This is a genomic window from Weizmannia sp. FSL W8-1119, from assembly GCF_038008605.1.
GTDB classification, from domain to species: Bacteria; Bacillota; Bacilli; order Bacillales; family Bacillaceae_C; genus Weizmannia; species Weizmannia coagulans.
Window position 1 is genome coordinate 38,955 of record NZ_JBBOZL010000001.1, and the last position, 17,335, is coordinate 56,289.

The window sequence follows — 17,335 nt, forward strand, 5'->3', positions numbered from 1 at the left end:
TAAACATTAGGAGGTCAATATTTATGGCAGATGTACTTGGAGCAAAAAAAAGAGAGGTTAAACACCATTCTTCCAGCCGCCGGTTAAGAAGAAATGGTTGCATACCGGGTGTTGTTTACGGATACCAGACGGAAAATACGCCGGTTTATGTCAATTACGCCGAGTTTGAAAAATTACTGCGCGAAAACGGGAGAAATGCGGTGCTTTCCCTGAATGTGAACGGGACACAGCGGAATGTGATGGTACATGAAGTGCAAACCGATCCTTTGAAAAATAAAATCATTCATGTCGATTTTCTTGCCGTCAATATGTCGGAAGATGTCGATGCCACTGTGCGCGTTATCCTTTCTGAAGAATGCGCCGGCGTAAAGGACGGCGGCGTGCTGCAGCAGGCACTGCATGAATTGTCGATTACAACAAAACCGGATCAAATTCCTGATGCCATTACGGTGGATGTTTCCAATCTGCAAGTTGGGGAAAACATTACTGTTGCGGACATCCGCGGACAGTATGGATTTACCATCAATCATGAAGATACGGAAACCATTTGCTCCGTTCTGCCGCCTCGCCAGGAAGAAGAAATCAGCACCGGCGAACAGCAGGAATCAGGGACGCCTGAAAATCTTGAAGGACGGGAAACAAGCGGAGCATAACATCCGGGTTTGTGAAAAAAAGGCGTATGAGCATACGCCTTTTTTGCCGTCATGCCGGATCCTTTGCTAAGATAGAAAAGTACCCGCCGTGTTGTGTGTGAATTTTCATAAAATATTTTACGTTTTTTATGCACGAGCAAGCTTGCCGGGGGCAAATGATGGGGGCACAAAATGCGCCACTTGTTCCGTTCCTTTATTTTCAAGTGGCATGGAAGGCATGAGGAGCAGCATTTTCCGGGAAAAACTTGCCACATGCCCACAGTCCGGCCTGCTTGCACTTTTATCTGTCTTCGTGGATAATTAAAACAGGGTTTTACGTATGGAGAGAAACCGGCACGGGTGGAAAACGGGCGCGCCCTGTTTTTTGCCCGTTGCATGCACAAATGGGCTGCCTGTTGGCTGAAAAGGCATCACGGTAACATGATGCTGCTGTCCCTTAAAAACGGCTGCAGGCAGTTTTCCTTAGCAGCTTATTTCATTTCAGCAGGGAATGAATCAATCGGGGTGTGAATATGAAATGTATTGTCGGGCTTGGAAATCCGGGAGCCCAATATGAACATACAAGGCATAACATCGGTTTTGAAGTGGTCAATCTGCTTGCAGAACGGCTGCAGGCCCCTTTTAAACAGTCGAAATTCAAGGGGTTGTGTGCAGAAACAACTGTAAACGGCGAAAAAGTGCTGCTTTTAAAACCGATGACATATATGAATTTATCCGGCGAGTCGGTCAAAGCAGCCATGGATTATTACCGCCTTGGCACCGGAGATTTGCTTGTCGTCTACGATGACCTCGATCTTCCGCCCGGCAAAATCCGCCTGCGGCAAAAAGGAAGCGCCGGCGGCCATAACGGAATCAAATCCATCATCCACCATCTTGGAACACAGGAGTTTAACCGGATCCGCATCGGTATCGGGCGGCCGGACAGAGATATCTACATGCCGGATTATGTGCTCGGCCGCTTTTCAAAAGAAGACCGGGTGAAAATGCAGCTGGCGGTTGAAAAAAGCGCCGATGCTTGCGAAGCTTGGCTGGAAAAGCCGTTCCCTGTCGTGATGAACTTTTATAATTGAGCCGCCATTTATGCGGAATATGGGGAATTTCCGCGAAATTCCGCGGCCATTTCTTCCGTTTTTATAAAAAAACGAATAACCCCTTCCCATTGCGCCCATACTATATAAGGACGATATGAAAAAGGGGGCCGGAAGATGGCCGTTCATTACTATTGCCGGCACTGCGGCATAAAAATCGGCACCATCCCGGGTATTGAAGCAGACCGGATGGGACTTTTCTTTTTAACGAATGAGGAGCGGAAGGAAATGGTGCTTCCCCAGGAAGACGGGAGCGTCCGCATCCAGTCGATTTGCGAAGAATGCCAGGATTCATTTGAACGCGAACCCGCATTTCATCAATACGGCTATTTAATCCAATAATCCGCTTTGGAAGGGAGTCCAAAGCATTTTTCTGTTTTGCTGCAGGAACATTTATGCTTTCTGCAGCCCCTTCCCGTTTAAATTTTACAAAACAGTGTGAATAGTAGAGAAAAGGAAATCGGATCAAGAGAGGAGTTGGCCCTTTTTGGACGGAATACAAAAAATGATCCTTGAACACAAGGAAGCAGAATCGGTCATAAGCGGCATAACGGCCGGCCTGAAAGAGCAGCTTGTTTCCGGGTTGTCCGGTTCCGCCCGCAGCGCTTTTATTGCTTCGGTCTATCAAAAAACGGAACAGCCGGCCATTGTGTTAACTTATAATCTATTACAGGCGCAAAAGTTGTATGATGATCTCCTGCAATTTATGGATGAAAGCGCCTTATTTCTGTATCCTGCAAATGAACTGATTGCGGACGAACTGGGCGTGGCAAGCCCCGAACTGATGGCCCAACGGATAGATGTGCTGAATGCGTTGCTATCGGGAAAAAATTGCCTGATCGTTGTCCCGATGGCCGGAATGCGGAAAATTTTGCCGCCGAAGACGGTTTGGGAAAAGTACCAGCTGCACTTCGAAACAGGAAAAGAAATTGAGCTTGATCGTGTATTGGAAATGCTTGTGGAAATGGGTTATACTCGGTCGGATATGGTCGATTCACCGGGAGATTTCAGTGTGCGCGGCGGAATTCTCGATATATACCCGCTGACAGAAGAAGACCCGGTCCGTATCGAATTATTTGACACCGAAGTAGACTCCATCCGGACGTTTTCCGCTGAAGACCAGCGTTCCCGGAATAAACTTTCTGCTGTCTCCATCGGGCCGGCGACGGAATATCCGGCAGGCCGCCCTTCGCTCATCAAAGCGGCCGGAGCCGTAAAAGAAGGGCTCAGCAAAACACTAGCTAAAATTAAAGATGACCAGGTCAAACAACTGCTTGCCCAAAACATCGGTTTTGACATCGAAAAGCTGAAAAACGGGGAAAAACCCGATCAAATTTTTAAATATTTATCGATTCTGTATGACCAGCCTGCCAGTCTCTTAGACTATGTGGAAACTTCCGGCATTTTGTTTTTGGATGAGTTCGGCCGGATCCAGGAAATGCAGGAGCGCCTCGATAAAGAAGAAGCTGAATGGTACACGGCGATGATGGAAGAAGGCGAAATGATCTATGATTTGGCCGTTTCCCATGCCTTAGATACACTGTTGTCAGAAAAAAAATGGAAGAAGCTCTATTTGTCACTGTTTTTGCGCCATATCCAAAATACAAATCCGCAAAACATTGTAAATATCGCTTGCAAGCCGATGCAGTCGTTCCATGGGCAGATGCATGTGCTGAAGGCGGAAATCGAACGCTGGAAGAAAGGCCGTTTTACGGTGGTTTTCCTTGGTGCGGACAAAAACCGGGCTGAAAAAATCCAAAGTGTTCTGGAAGATTATGAGATTGAAGCTGCCTACGCGGCGGGTATCATCCCTGGGCGTATCCAGGTGGCGGAAGGGAACCTGAACACCGGTTTTGAGCTTCCGATGTGCAAGCTTGCCGTCATTACGGAAGAAGAACTTTTCAATAAAAAGGCGAAGAAAAAAACGCGCCGGCAAAAGCTGTCCAATGCCGAGCGGATTAAAAACTATTCCGAGCTGAATGTAGGAGACTATGTGGTTCATGTCAACCATGGGATCGGGAAATATTTGGGGATTGTGACGCTTGAAATCAACGGCGTCCATAAAGACTATCTCCATATTAAGTACCAGGGTTCGGATAAGCTATATGTGCCGGTTGACCAGATCGACCTTGTCCAAAAATATGTCGGTTCGGAAGGAAAAGAGCCGAAACTTTACAAGCTGGGCGGCAGCGAATGGAAACGGGTTAAACGGAAAGTCCAGTCATCCATCCAGGATATCGCGGACGACCTCGTCAAATTGTATGCGGAGAGGGAAGCATCAAGAGGGTTTGCCTTTTCTCCGGATGGGGATATGCAGCGTGAGTTCGAGGCGGCTTTTCCGTATAAAGAAACGGAAGACCAGCTCCGGTCGATCCAGGAAATCAAGCGGGACATGGAAAAAGAGAAACCGATGGACCGCCTGCTGTGCGGGGACGTCGGCTACGGCAAAACGGAAGTGGCCATCCGCGCCGCTTTTAAAGCAGTGATGGACGGCAAGCAAGTGGCCATGCTTGTGCCGACCACCATCCTTGCCCAGCAGCATTTTGAAACGGTCACGGAAAGGTTCCATGGCTATCCGATAAAAGTCGGGCTGTTGAGCCGTTTCCGGACGCGGAAAGAGCAGAATGAAACGATTAAAGGCTTGCGCAACGGGACGATTGATATGGTGATCGGCACGCACCGGCTGCTTTCAAAAGATATCCAGTTCCGTGATCTGGGCCTCTTGATCATTGACGAGGAGCAGCGGTTCGGTGTCAGCCATAAGGAAAAAATCAAGAAATTAAAGACGAATGTCGACGTGCTGACCCTGACCGCAACGCCAATCCCAAGGACGCTGCATATGTCCATGGTCGGCGTGCGGGATCTGTCTGTTATTGAAACGCCGCCTGAGAACCGTTTCCCGGTGCAAACTTACGTGCTGGAATATAATGACCAGATGGTGCGGGAAGCGATCGAACGCGAACTGGCGCGGGACGGGCAGGTGTACTTTTTGTATAACCGGATTGAAGATATTGAGCGGAAGGCGGAGGAAATTGCGCGGCTTGTTCCCGATGCGCGCGTGGCGTATGCCCACGGCCGGATGACAGAATCCCAGCTTGAAACGGTCATTCTCGGTTTTCTTGAAGGCGAATATGATGTGCTTGTGACGACGACGATTATTGAGACAGGCGTGGACATCCCGAATGTCAACACCTTGATCGTCAATGATGCGGACCGGATGGGGCTGTCGCAATTATACCAGCTGCGCGGGCGTGTCGGGCGGTCCAACCGGGTAGCGTATGCTTATTTTACGTACAGAAAAGACAAGGTGCTGGCGGAAACATCGGAAAAAAGGCTACAGGCGATTAAAGAATTTACGGAACTCGGATCCGGCTTTAAAATTGCGATGCGCGACTTGTCCATCCGCGGCGCCGGCAACCTGCTGGGCGCACAACAGCACGGGTTCATCGATTCGGTCGGTTTCGATTTGTATTCGCAAATGCTGAAAGAAGCGATCGAAGCGCGGAAAGGGACAGACGGCGAAGAGGAAAAACTGCCGCCATTTGAAGTCGAACTCGAAATTGATGCGTATATTCCGGATGCCTATATTAAAGACGGATACCAGAAAATTGAAATGTATAAGCGGTTCAGGGGCATCGAGACGCTTGAAGATGTTGAAGAATTAAAAGAAGAGATGATTGACCGTTTCGGCGAGTATCCGCAGCAGGTAAGCGACCTGTTTACGATTGCGGAGATGAAAGTATACGCCAAAGAAGCGATGCTTTCATCGATTAAACAAAACAAGCAATTGATCACGATTTTAATGTCCGAAAAAGGCTCGAAGCAGGTAAACGGCCCGAAAGTCGTGGACATTGTGAGAAAATACGGGCGTTCGGCCGGATTCGGCATGGAAGGCAACCAGCTGAAAATTACGCTGGATATTAAAAAAAGCAAGGGCCATGAGTGGCTTTACACCTGCACGGAAATGATCCGGGAACTGCGGGGCGCCTTCGAAAGGGCCGAAACGACGAGCGCTTCCCGGTAAGTTGGAGGCTAAAACCTGAAGGGGCGGCTTTTTGGCAAAGGCCTGTTTGTAAAAGCACGGAACAGCGGTTTGTTCCGTGCTTTTTATGGTTCTTGATGTTTGCCGTGGAAAAATTCCGGGAAAAAGATAGAGAAGAATTGGAAATCAATCCAATCGATAGCAATTGTACAAAAAACGTTCATGATGTATAGAACTTGCCAGATGAAAGATACTAATGTCAACGTAGGTAAAGGATTCAAGAGCCATCTGAGGATGGAAAAAAATCAACTGATGAAAGTGAGGGCAACTTTAGATGAAAGCAACTGGTATTGTTCGTCGTATTGATGATCTAGGCAGAGTTGTCATCCCGAAAGAGATACGAAGGACGCTTCGTATCCGTGAAGGGGACCCGCTTGAAATTTTTGTGGACCGCGACGGAGAAGTTATTTTGAAAAAATATTCGCCGATCAGTGAACTAAGTGATTTTGCCAAGGAGTATGCCGAAGCGCTGTATGACAGTTTAACGAGCCCTGTCCTGATCTGTGACCGGGATGCCGTGATTGCAGTCAGCGGCGGTTCAAAAAAAGAATACTTAAATAAAAGAAATGGCGAAGTGATCGAAAAAGTCATGGAGGACAGGATGCCGGTTTTATCAAAAGAAAAAGGGAAAACAGCGCTGGTGGACGGGGTGGAAGAGGAACTGGCTTCTTATACGATTGCCCCGATTGTCGCAAGCGGCGATCCGATTGGTGCTGTCGTCATTTTTTCAAAAGACCGCACGTTCGGGGAAGTGGAACAGAAATCGGCGGAAACGGCTGCCGGATTCCTGGCCCGCCAGATGGAACAGTAAGGCTTTTTTCTCCCGTTTTTTTCCGGGATTTTTTTGTCATCATTTGTTTTCACGCACGGCCAAAAAAGCGCAGGCAAAGGGTCTGCGTTTTTTTGATCTGTTTTTTCGCAGGGTTTAATCACCGTTGGTACTGCGTTCTTTTATACCATCAATAATCATATGGGGATTTCTCTTTTTGTTTCATTTTGAAGAGTTTTGAGCCGATTGCTAAAACCTTTTTTTGTTTTAGTGTGGTTTTGGGATTTGCTATGGTATAATACATTCGATTTTATTCTATGTACGGTGTTACGGCCGTGTGAAAGGCAGAAAAGACGTGCAGCAGGATCATGAGTCAAAAAAGCTTTTTCAAGGCATTCTGATTTTAACCTTGTCATCCGTCATTACGAAAATCCTCAGTGCAGTTTACCGCGTGCCGTTCCAAAATATTGTCGGCGATGTCGGTTTTTATATTTATCAGCAAGTGTATCCGATTTACGGGATTGTGATCGCACTCTCATCTTCCGGTTTTCCGGTTGCCGTTTCCAAAATGGTGGCGGAACGGGAAGCAGCGGGGGAAAACAGCCACCGCGCATTTTTAAACGCGGTATTCCTCACCCTCGGCTTATTCGGTTCCGGATTGTTTCTTGCCGTTTTTTTCACCGCAGGGAAACTGGCGGCGTGGATGGGGGATCCCCGTCTTTCTCCGCTTATCCGGACGGTTTCCTGTTCCTTTTTGCTGATGCCGGTCATTTCTGCGATCAGGGGTGTTTATCAGGGGCAAGGAAAGATGGTGCCGACTGCACTCAGCCAGGTGCTCGAACAGGCGGTCCGTGTTGCGGCCATTCTTCTTCTTTCCTTTTGGCTGGTCCACGGCGGTTTTTCGCTTTATGCAGCGGGGCAAGGGGCTGTGGCCGGTTCCGTGCTGGGGGGAGCGGTGTCTGCAGCAGTCCTTGTATTTTATCTGGTCAAGGGCGGCAGGCAGGAAAAGGCAGCCCGGCTCCTTGAATGGAAAGACGTAAAGCAGGCGGCCCGCTCCCTGTTTTGCGGCGGGATTGCGGTCTGTATCAGCGGCCTCGTCCTGGTTTTGTTCCAATTTGTCGATTCCCTCCATCTTTACGCGTTGTTAACAGACGCCGGCTGGGGGGCGGAAGCGGCAAAAAAACTAAAAGGCATTTACGACCGCGGACAGCCGTTTTTGCAGCTTGGTACAGTGGCAGCGTCTTCCTTTGCCCTGAACCTTGTCCCGGTGATTGCACTTGAATATAAGAAGGGCAGGCGAAAAAGCCTTGAAAAACAGGTGCAGGCTGCTTTAAAAATCAGCACGGCGGTCGGCGCGGGCGCTGCAGCCGGACTGATCGGGATCATGCCGTTTGCCAATACGATGCTGTTTGAAAACAGCGCGGGAACAGCTGTCCTGTCTGTTTTTTCGGTTTCCATTTTATTCAGCACCTGGATTTTGACATTGTCGGGGATTTTGCAGGGAATGGGGAAGGTGTACACTCCTGCAGTGGCCATTGCGGCAGGCGTCCTGTTGAAATATGGTTTGAACGAGATTTGGGTCCCCCGTTTCGGGACCATGGGCGCTTCCGCTGCCACCGTTGCCGCTTTAGGGTTTATTTCGCTTATATTGATGATAAAATTGGGTAAAGCCTATTTTCAAATGCTGCCGGCTCTATTTTTCGGCAAGCTCGCTCTCTCCCTTTTCGCCATGTCCGCTTGTTTGCAGCTTTGGCTCCGCCTGTTTGCCTACGGGCTTCCTGGCAGGGCGGCAAGCGTTCTGGCTGCTTTGGGGGGGACGGCAATCGGTGCGGCTGTTTTTCTATTTTGTGCCGCCCGGCTGCGTTTGCTGACGGATGAAGAATGGGGGCTTGTGCCTTTTGGAACAAAATTAGCCGGCCTGAAAGGAAAGAATCGGATTGGAAAACAAAAACCATAGCATTACCGTTGCCGGTCTCGGGGCCGGGGATATGGGCCAGCTTCCGCTCGGTGTATACAAGCAGCTGAAAGCAAACAAGAAAATTTTTCTGCGGACAAAAGAACATCCGGCCGTGCCGGAACTTGAACGGGAAGGGATGAAGTATACGGCATTTGATGACGTATACGAGCGCCACGACCAATTTGAAGCGGTATACGAAGAAATTGTGGGGATCCTTTTCCGGGAAGCGGAACATCAGGATATTCTTTATGCCGTGCCCAGCCACCCGTTTGTAGCGGAACGGACAGTGCAGCTGCTGTTCGAACAAAGCGCGGCGAAACAGACGGAGATCAAAATCGCGGGCGGGCATAGTTTTATCGATGCGCTGTTCGCTTCTGTCAGGGCGGATCCGATTGAGGGCTTTCAGCTTGTAGACGGCACTGCTTTAAACCCGCACGACATTCAGGCGGACCAGCATCTCGTAGTCGGGCAGGTGTATGATGCGTTGGCGGCTTCTGAAGTCAAGCTGGCCCTCATGGAAAAATATCCGGATGAACACCGGGTGGCAATCGTCCGCTCTGCCGGCAGTACGGACGAAACTGTCAAATGGCTGAAGCTGTATGAACTGGACCGCGGATTTGAGCTCAATAATTTAACGAGCGTCTACGTTCCGCCGCTTAAAGAGCAGGATTTGCGGGACTTCGCCGAACTGCGGCAAATCATCGCGGCTTTGCGCGCGCCGGATGGCTGTCCATGGAACCGGGCGCAAACCCATTTTTCGCTGAAAAAATATTTGGTTGAAGAGTGCGGGGAAGTGCTTTCGGCGATTGACAATGAAGATGAGGAAAACCTCGTTGAAGAGCTTGGCGATGTGCTGCTCCAGGTTTTGCTGCATGCGCAAATTGGCGAAGAGGAAGGCATGTTTACGATGGAAGATGTGATAGAAGGGCTTGCTTCAAAAATGATCCGGCGCCATCCGCATGTGTTTGGCAATGTGAAAGCCGAAAGCGCGGAAGAAGTCGCGCAAAACTGGGAGCGGATAAAAGCCGCCGAAAAAGAGGAAAAACGGGAGTGAGGGATGGACATGGAAAACACGACAATGCGCCTCGATAAATTTTTAAAAGTCTCGCGGCTGATTAAACGGCGTACGCTTGCAAAAGAAGTCGCCGACCAGGGCAGAATCCAGATCAACGGCGTCCAGGCAAAAGCCAGTTCAAACGTGAAAACGGGGGATGAACTGACCATCCGTTTCGGCCAGAAAGTGGTCAAGGTGAAAGTGGAGAACTTAAGGGAGTCGACAAAAAAAGAAGACGCCGCCGGCATGTACACGATGATCAGTGAAACGCGGGTCAACGAATAAAAATGTTTCAGGGTGTCCCGAAGCTGTGAACCGGCTATGGGCGCTCTTTTTATTTTTCTGGCAGAAACGCGCCCCCCGGGATATGCGGGAGATGGGCCATACGCCCGATGCAGTTGCGGAATGGAAGCTTTGCGGGAAGGCGTTTCCGGAGGGCCGCGCGAATTCCGCATGGCCGTGCTTCCGTTTCGTGTGCCGTTCCCTTTTGGTCTTTTTTTGTCCGGACGGGCATAGTATAGTACAAAGTTTGGACAAGGAAAGTGGGGATCAGGATGAGTGACTTTTATAATACACCGCAAGGCAGCAAACCGGTTCTCCAGGAACACGATGTGATGATGCGCGGCCGCAAGCTGCTGGATATTACCGGCGTGAAACAGGTGGAAAGCTTTGACAATGAGGAGTTTTTGCTGGAAACGGTAATGGGTTTTCTGGCCATCCGCGGGCAGAATTTGCAAATGAAAAACCTGGATGTTGACAAAGGGGTCGTCTCGATAAAAGGGAAAGTGTTTGATCTTGTTTATTTGGATGACCATCACGGGGAGAAAGCTAAGGGACTCTTTAGCAAGCTGTTTAGATGAGCCTGAGCGTGCAATTTTATACGATGCTTGCCATGATCGCGATGGGAAGCTTTTTTGGCGGCACCCTTGATACGTATAACCGTTTTTTGCAAAGGCGGAACAGAAAGCGCTGGGTTGTCTTTGTCCATGATGTCCTTTTTTGGCTGTTCCAGAGCCTGCTGCTGTTTTATGTCCTGTTCCTGGTAAACGCCGGGGAAGTCCGGTTTTATATTTTTATCGCTCTCTTGTGCGGGTTTGCCGCTTACCAGGCATTATTCAAAAACGGTTACTTGAAGCTTTTGGAATGGTGCATCCAGGCAGCATGCCGCACTGGCCGGTTTACAGCCGGCATGTTCCGGCTTCTTGTTTTCCGCCCGGCCAAAGGATTTGTCCTTCTTTTGTTTGCCCTTTTTCTCGGCGCGGGGCGATTGCTTTATACGATTGTAAAAATGATGGCAAAAATGGTAATATGGATATTAAAGACCGGGCTTAAACCGTTTTCCGCACTGGGTGTTTTTTTATGGCGCATCAATCCGCTGCGCGCCTCTTTTGACCGTTTTTTTATGAAAACGGCAGGATTTTGGAAAACAATCCAGAATAAGTTTATCAAACTGAAAAACCGGATCGGTAAGTTTTTTAAAAGATAAGCCCGGTGGCTGTACTTTCCGCTCTGCCTAGGGCTTTTTAGGAGGGAGTATGTTGGGACGCAATATTGCTTCAATGGACAATGCTTATACGAAACAGCAATCGGTCAAAGAAAGAGTACTGGCAAGAAGGCGCAAGCTGCTTTTCCGGCGATTGGCGCTTTTCGGTGTTATGGCAGTGCTTGTTTCCGCACTGCTCGTCTCTACCCTGGTCTCACGGAACGCACAGCTCGCTGCAAAAAAAGAACAAAAAGCAAAGCTGGAGCACCAGGTAAGGGACATTGACAAGCAGCAGGCGATGCTTAGAAGCGAGATTAAGAAACTGAAAGATGATAACTATATTGCAAAACTCGCCCGCAGCGAATATTTCCTTTCCAAAAAAGGGGAGATCATCTTTAATCTGCCTGATTCCAAAAAGAATGCCCAAGAAGAAGACGTGTCTTATTGACACTCTTTTTTCATGTTCGTTATAATATGTTAAAGGTTGATTTTTTTATCTTTTAAGGAGGAAAATTTTTTTTATGTCAATTGAAGCAGGCAGCAAGTTACAAGGTAAAGTAACAGGCATCACGCATTTCGGGGCTTTCGTCGAATTGCCGGACGGCTCAACCGGGCTGGTTCATATCAGTGAAGTTGCTGATAACTATGTAAAAGATATTCATGACCATTTAAAAGTCGGCGATATCGTTGAAGTAAAGGTGCTGAATGTCGAAAAAGACGGGAAAATCGGTTTGTCGATCCGCAAGGCGAAAGACCAGGCGCAGCAATCCCAATCCCAGTCCCATTCCCATCGGCCGCAAAGGCATGGCCGGGGAAATAACCGCGGAAAAGAAGATTTTGAATCCATAATGGCGCGCTTTTTGAAAGACAGTGAAGATCGCCTGTCTTCGCTCAAACGAAATACAGAATCGAAACGCGGCGGCCGCGGCGCGAGAAGAGGCTAACTTGCTGTCTAGTTGACTCATATATCCGTATCATTGCTTTTCATTGGAGGGCGGAACCGGTTCAAACAGAAATGTTTGTCGGATCCGCTTTTTCTTTTTACTGTTTCGGACAAAAATCGCCGAATCACACGAAAAAAACCGGCCTTTAACGGGCCGGTTTTTTCAAAACGAATATAGCGGCGGAGGGGATCGAACCCCCGACCTCACGGGTATGAACCGTACGCTCTAGCCAGCTGAGCTACGCCGCCATGGCTTAAATGAAAAAGCACATTTTCTATAATAACGGCACTGCACCCATTTGTCAACTTCTCTTTTTAAAAAAATTGTAAAATGCATCGCATATTTGTGGAAAAAGTCGAACTTTTCTTTGGTGTTGCATTGGAATTTTGACAAACTTTTAAAACTTGTCCTTTTATAATTGCTTGTATCAAAGTGATGAGGGGGAGTTTATGATGAATTTGGGGAAAGTTGAGCGGGGAATGATCGAGCAGGGGGGCCATGTGGATCTTGAGGAAACAAAAAAAGAGTTTGCGAAAGGGTGGAAGCAGCTCCGGGGGAAATTTGAATCGTTGTTTATCCAAAAAGGCATCAGCCTTTTGATCATCGGCTTTTTGCTGGGAAGGGCCCTTATTTTGTCCCATTTTACGCCGTTTGCATTGCCGTTTTTCGCAGCTGTCTATGTGATGAAACGGGATAAGGCGCCCATCACGCTGCTCGGCCTCACTGCGGGCGGATTAACATTATCCGTTGCGAACGGGATGTACACGCTGGCTTCGACCATCCTCTTTATTCTTGTATTCAGGTTGTTCGGCAAATACCATAAAGAGGAAACACGGGTGCTGCCCTTTTACATCTTTGCTGTCTCGCTCGTTTCAAAATGCGCTTATCTTTATCTTCAGCAGCAGTTCCAGCTCTCTTTTTATGACGGCCTGATGGCGGGTGTGGAATCGTGCTTAACCTTTATCCTTACCATGATATTTATGCAAAGCATTCCAATCTTATCACAAACAAGGCGAAAAAAAACATTAAAGACGGAGGAAGTCGTCAGCCTCATCATTGTGCTCGCGTCCGTTTTGACCGGGACAATCGGCTGGACGGTGAACGGGCTGTCCGTCGAGCATATTTTTTCGCGCTATCTTGTCCTGCTGTTTGCGTTTGTCGGCGGTGCGACGGTCGGTTCCACTGTCGGGGTTGTGACCGGCCTCATTTTCAGCCTTGCCAACGTGTCCAGCTTTTATCAAATGAGCCTGCTTGCGTTCGCAGGGCTCCTGTGCGGATTGTTAAAAGAAGGGAAGCGCGGGGGTGCTGCTGCCGGGATGCTTGTTGCCACCCTGCTGATTACGATGTACGGCGATGCCGGGGCGTCTTTAAGCGCTGCGCTGTATGAAACATGCGTGAGCATTGCCCTTTTCTTTTTAACGCCGTCCCCGTTTACGGCCAAAATGGCGCGGCATATCCCGGGGACAGCCGAATATATGAAGGAGCAGCAGCAATATTTAAGGAAAGTGCGCGATGTGACGGTTCACCGCGTGGAGCAGTTCTCGTCCGTTTTCCAAGCGCTGTCCAAAAGCTTTTCGCAGTATGACCATACGAAAGAAGAGGAGGACCGCGAACGGGATCTGGATTATTTTTTCAGCAATGTTACGGAACGGACATGCCAGACCTGCTTCAAAAAAGAGCAGTGCTGGGCGAAAAACTTTGATAAAACATATGATTTGATGAAAATGACGATGGAGGACCTGAGTGAAAGGGACGGAGCGGTTTCGAGGCGTGTCCATCGCGAATTGGAGAAACATTGTGTCAGGGCCCAAAAAGTGGAAGAAGCGATCAACCAGGAATTGACGTTTTACCAGGCCAATCAAAAGTTCAAAAAAATGATCAAAGAAAGCCGGAAAATCGTCGCAGAACAGCTGCAGGGCGTTTCGGAAGTCATGGGGGATTTTGCAAAGGAAATTCAGCGGGAGCGCGAGAACCATCAGCGGCAGGAAGAAATGATTCTTGAGTCATTACAGGACTTCGGGCTCGATATTGACCAGGTGGAAATTTACAGCCTGGAGTCGGGCAATATTGACATTGATATAACCTTGCCGCAGTACAGTGGCTATGGCGAATGCGAAAAGATCATCGCGCCAATGCTTTCCGATATATTAGGGGAAACAATTGTTGTCCAGAAAGAAGAGTTCGGTTCGCAGTCGGGCGGGCTTGGCTATGTGACATTCCGTTCGGCAAGGGCGTTTGTCGTCGACACTGGTGTGGCGCATGCCGCAAAAGGAGGCGGTTTTATATCCGGTGACAGTTATTCAATGATCGAGCTTGGCTCAAGAAAGTATGCCATTGCCATCAGTGACGGCATGGGAAACGGCGAGCGCGCCCATCACGAAAGCAATGAGACACTGAGGCTTTTGCGGCAGATTTTGGAATCGGGCATAGAAGAAAAAATTGCGATCAAATCGGTGAACTCCATTCTGGCGCTGAGGACGCAGGAAGAAGTGTTTTCCACGCTTGATCTGGCGATGATCGACCTGCAGGATGCAAGCAGCAAATTTTTAAAAATCGGATCGACGCCGAGTTTTATCAAACGCGGCGATAAAGTGATCAAAATTGAATCCGGGAATTTGCCGATGGGCATGATCCAGGAATTTGATGTGGATGTCGTTTCCCGGCAGCTGAAAGCCGGCGATATTTTAATCATGATGAGTGACGGGATTTTGGAAGGCCCGCGTTACATTGAAAACCCGGAATTATGGATTAAGCGGAAAATCCGGGAGCTGGAAACGGAAAATCCCCAGGAAATTGCCGACCTGCTCATAGAAGAAGTGATCCGTTCGCGATCCGGTTTAATTGAAGATGATATGACGGTCGTCGTTGCAAAAATCAAACACAATACGCCGAAATGGGCGGCTATCCCGGTCAGCAAAGGAAAAAAAATGATCTCTTAGATGCCGTGCCACACTGAATGCGATACGTGCTGAAACGGCCGGGCCAAAACGGCGGCTGCAAGCAGAAACAGCGCACGTGTCCACGATCAGCTAAAAATGCGGTACGGAAAGGATAAAATTGAATATTCAGGCGGGGCACCTATGCTAAAGCGTGCAGGGCGGGCAAAAGGGTGAACATCAGCCGCCGCACATTTTCAGGACAGAAGCCTGTGCCGCAATGAACGCGGCAACAGGAGAAAAGGAATGAACATCAACGGGCACCATTTTTCAGGATAGAAAAGGAGGCGGGCGGCCGGATAAGGGAATTTCGTTAGGATTGGAACGTTTGCTTGATAAAGCGCCCGAATTTCAGGCGGGCACTTTACAAGCGAAGATATGTCTGAAAAGCGGGAATTAAATAGAAGAAGCGGAAGGCAACGGTATATATTTTCTCCCGATTGTCGATGATGGTAAAAACGCAAGAAATGCCGTCAATAACAAGGAGGAGAAAAGATGAATGCAGGCACTTTAAAACAAATTTTGCTGATTACGGACGGATGTTCAAACCAAGGGGGTGATCCGGCTGCAGCTGCGGCACTGGCAAGGGAAGCAGGCATAACCATTAATGTAATTGGCGTCATGGAACGGGATATCATTGATGAAAAAGGGGCAGCGGAAATTCAAAATATCGCCATGTCAGGGGGCGGCGTCAGCCAGATCGTATATACGAAACAATTATCGCAAACTGTGCAAATGGTCACACGGAAAGCGATGACCCAGACGATTCAGGGAATCGTGAACAAGGAATTAAAACACATTTTGGGAAGTAACGGATCCATTGAAGCACTGCCGCCTGAAAAACGCGGCGATGTGTTGGAGGTGGTGGATGAGCTGGGGGAAACAGTGGATTTGGACATTCTTGTGCTCGTCGATACAAGCGCAAGCATGAAACCGAAGCTTGAGACGGTAAAAGAAGCTTTGCTTGATTTGTCTTTAAGCCTGAATGCGCGGATGGGAAATAACCAATTTTCAGTTTTTATATTTCCTGGGAAAAGGAAAGAGACGGAGAAACTGCTTGACTGGACACCGAAACTGGAATCGCTGGCGGCAATATTTCCGAAACTGCAGACAGGCGGGATTACGCCGACAGGGCCGGCCATTCATGAGGCGATCCGCCATTTTGACCGGAAAAGGAAGCTGAGGGGATATCATACGCATGATGACGGACAATACTTTGAAGAATCCATTTAATGATCCGCCGGGTACGGTTGTGACGGGGAAATGGCATAAAAACCGGTACAGATTGCTAAAGCGCCTTGGGGCCGGTGCAAATGGCGCAGTATATCTGGCGGAATCGGCGGCCGGTCTGGTTGCATTAAAAGCCGGTGTGAGCACTGCCCAGGTGGCCTCCGAGTCCAGCGTACTAAAAACCATATCCAAGGCCCGGGGGCAGTCCCTCGGGCCTTCCTTTTTGGAAGCGGATGACTGGGAACGCGGGCGGGAGGTCATTCCCTTTTATGTCATGGAATATATAGAAGGCCCGGACCTGCTTTCCTTTGTTTCCGGGAAAGGTTTTTCCTGGGCGGCAGTGCTTGTGATCCAGCTTCTTTCCGATTTGCAGCATTTGCATGAACAGGGATGGATTTTCGGGGACTTGAAGCCCGAAAACTTGCTGGTCGGGACGCCTGGAAACAGGATCCGCTGCATTGACCCGGGCGGGATGACAAAGATCGGGCGTTCTGTAAAAGAATTTACGGAGTTTTTTGACAGGGGTTACTGGGGGTTGGGATCGCGGAAAGCCGAGCCCTCCTATGATTTGTTTTCCGCCGCAATGGTGATGATCAATCTCGCTTATCCGAACCGGTTTTTAAAAAAACAGGCAAATGGCTTCCCGCAGCTGATGGCGGCGGTCAGGCAACATGCCGGGCTGTGCAAATTTGAGGCGGTGCTGCGGAAAGCGCTGGGGGGTGGATACCAGACAGCTTTTGAAATGAGGCAGGACATGCTTAATCTGCTGACTGCGGACGGAGAAAAGAAGAAAGCCAAAACAACGCACAGGCCGGAAAAACAAAAACCCGGACAGTCTCGTTCAAAAAGGCGCAGATTCCGAAAATTTAAAAGGTTCGTGGCTGCCATGATGATCATCTTGATGATCTCTATGTTATACTGGTATTATACTTACGGACAAACCAGCATCCCTTTTTAAATATCCACAAATTTATGCCGGTTCATGCGGCGGCTCCTTGTCCGGGATTTCAGCATGGGCGAAAAGATGCGCGCAGCGGCAACATGCGGGTACGGGCAAGGATGGCCATCACATGTTTTATTGAGACATGCGCCTTTTTATAAAGAAAAGCATCGCAAATTTCCGGCCGTTTAAAAATGCCAGCGCAAATTTTTACGAAAACGTCCATGCGGCAAGATCAG

At 48.8% G+C, this 17,335-nt stretch carries 15 protein-coding genes and 1 tRNA gene; 15 read left to right on the forward strand and 1 reads right to left on the reverse strand.

Features of this window, described 5'->3' with window-relative positions:
- Positions 1–23 precede the first annotated feature (23 nt).
- The 12 genes from NSQ19_RS00205 (at position 24) to NSQ19_RS00260 (ending at position 11,990) form a co-directional block, all read left to right on the forward strand.
- Positions 24–653, forward strand: coding sequence for a 50S ribosomal protein L25/general stress protein Ctc (locus NSQ19_RS00205; RefSeq protein WP_340702157.1), 630 nt, complete (start codon positions 24–26; stop codon positions 651–653).
- Positions 654–1,165: 512 nt separating this feature from the next.
- A complete protein-coding gene (pth, locus tag NSQ19_RS00210) occupies positions 1,166–1,723 on the forward strand; it encodes an aminoacyl-tRNA hydrolase (protein WP_013858004.1) in 558 nt (185 codons plus the stop codon).
- Between the two features lie 135 nt (positions 1,724–1,858).
- Positions 1,859–2,083 carry an anti-sigma-F factor Fin family protein gene (locus NSQ19_RS00215; RefSeq protein WP_013858005.1) on the forward strand — a complete coding sequence of 75 codons (225 nt, stop codon included), beginning with the start codon at positions 1,859–1,861 and terminating at the stop codon, positions 2,081–2,083.
- 145 nt (positions 2,084–2,228) lie between these two features.
- A complete protein-coding gene (mfd, locus tag NSQ19_RS00220) occupies positions 2,229–5,765 on the forward strand; it encodes a transcription-repair coupling factor (RefSeq protein WP_340702158.1) in 3,537 nt (1,178 codons plus the stop codon).
- Positions 5,766–6,057: 292 nt separating this feature from the next.
- Complete coding sequence (spoVT, locus tag NSQ19_RS00225) at positions 6,058–6,594, forward strand: stage V sporulation protein T (RefSeq protein ID WP_013858007.1); 537 nt, start codon at positions 6,058–6,060, stop codon at positions 6,592–6,594.
- A gap of 295 nt (positions 6,595–6,889) precedes the next feature.
- Positions 6,890–8,509, forward strand: coding sequence for a putative polysaccharide biosynthesis protein (locus NSQ19_RS00230; RefSeq protein WP_050996568.1), 1,620 nt, complete (start codon positions 6,890–6,892; stop codon positions 8,507–8,509).
- A complete protein-coding gene (locus NSQ19_RS00235) occupies positions 8,490–9,563 on the forward strand; it encodes a MazG family protein (RefSeq protein ID WP_340702159.1) in 1,074 nt (357 codons plus the stop codon). Before NSQ19_RS00230 ends, NSQ19_RS00235 begins: the two co-directional genes overlap by 20 nt.
- 24 nt (positions 9,564–9,587) lie before the next feature.
- Positions 9,588–9,848, forward strand: coding sequence for an RNA-binding S4 domain-containing protein (locus NSQ19_RS00240; RefSeq protein WP_277613379.1), 261 nt, complete (start codon positions 9,588–9,590; stop codon positions 9,846–9,848).
- A gap of 269 nt (positions 9,849–10,117) precedes the next feature.
- Entirely contained in the window at positions 10,118–10,423 is a 306-nt protein-coding gene (gene yabP / locus NSQ19_RS00245) for a sporulation protein YabP (RefSeq protein ID WP_017553419.1), read from the forward strand.
- Positions 10,420–11,049, forward strand: coding sequence for a spore cortex biosynthesis protein YabQ (gene yabQ, locus NSQ19_RS00250; RefSeq protein WP_041818559.1), 630 nt, complete (start codon positions 10,420–10,422; stop codon positions 11,047–11,049). The genes yabP and yabQ overlap by 4 nt, the downstream gene beginning before the upstream one ends.
- A 49-nt stretch (positions 11,050–11,098) precedes the next feature.
- A complete protein-coding gene (locus NSQ19_RS00255) occupies positions 11,099–11,494 on the forward strand; it encodes an FtsB family cell division protein (RefSeq protein ID WP_265114560.1) in 396 nt (131 codons plus the stop codon).
- Between the two features lie 73 nt (positions 11,495–11,567).
- Positions 11,568–11,990, forward strand: a complete 423-nt coding sequence (locus NSQ19_RS00260; RefSeq protein WP_133537108.1) for a S1 domain-containing RNA-binding protein — start codon at positions 11,568–11,570, stop codon at positions 11,988–11,990.
- 174 nt (positions 11,991–12,164) lie between these two features.
- Here NSQ19_RS00260 and NSQ19_RS00265 read toward each other — a convergent pair.
- A tRNA-Met gene (locus tag NSQ19_RS00265) sits at positions 12,165–12,238 on the reverse strand.
- A 204-nt stretch (positions 12,239–12,442) separates the two neighbouring features.
- On the opposite strand from NSQ19_RS00265, the gene spoIIE reads away from it, so the two are divergent.
- The 3 genes from spoIIE (at position 12,443) to NSQ19_RS00280 (ending at position 17,114) form a co-directional block, all read left to right on the forward strand.
- The gene (gene spoIIE, locus NSQ19_RS00270; RefSeq protein ID WP_013858017.1) at positions 12,443–14,929 is read left to right on the forward strand and encodes a stage II sporulation protein E; all 2,487 of its coding nucleotides are present in this window, start codon (positions 12,443–12,445) and stop codon (positions 14,927–14,929) included.
- 492 nt (positions 14,930–15,421) lie between these two features.
- Positions 15,422–16,159, forward strand: coding sequence for a VWA domain-containing protein (locus NSQ19_RS00275; protein ID WP_013858018.1), 738 nt, complete (start codon positions 15,422–15,424; stop codon positions 16,157–16,159).
- Entirely contained in the window at positions 16,125–17,114 is a 990-nt protein-coding gene (locus NSQ19_RS00280) for a serine/threonine protein kinase (protein ID WP_013858019.1), read from the forward strand. The genes NSQ19_RS00275 and NSQ19_RS00280 overlap by 35 nt, the downstream gene beginning before the upstream one ends.
- The last annotated feature ends 221 nt before the right edge of the window (positions 17,115–17,335 follow it).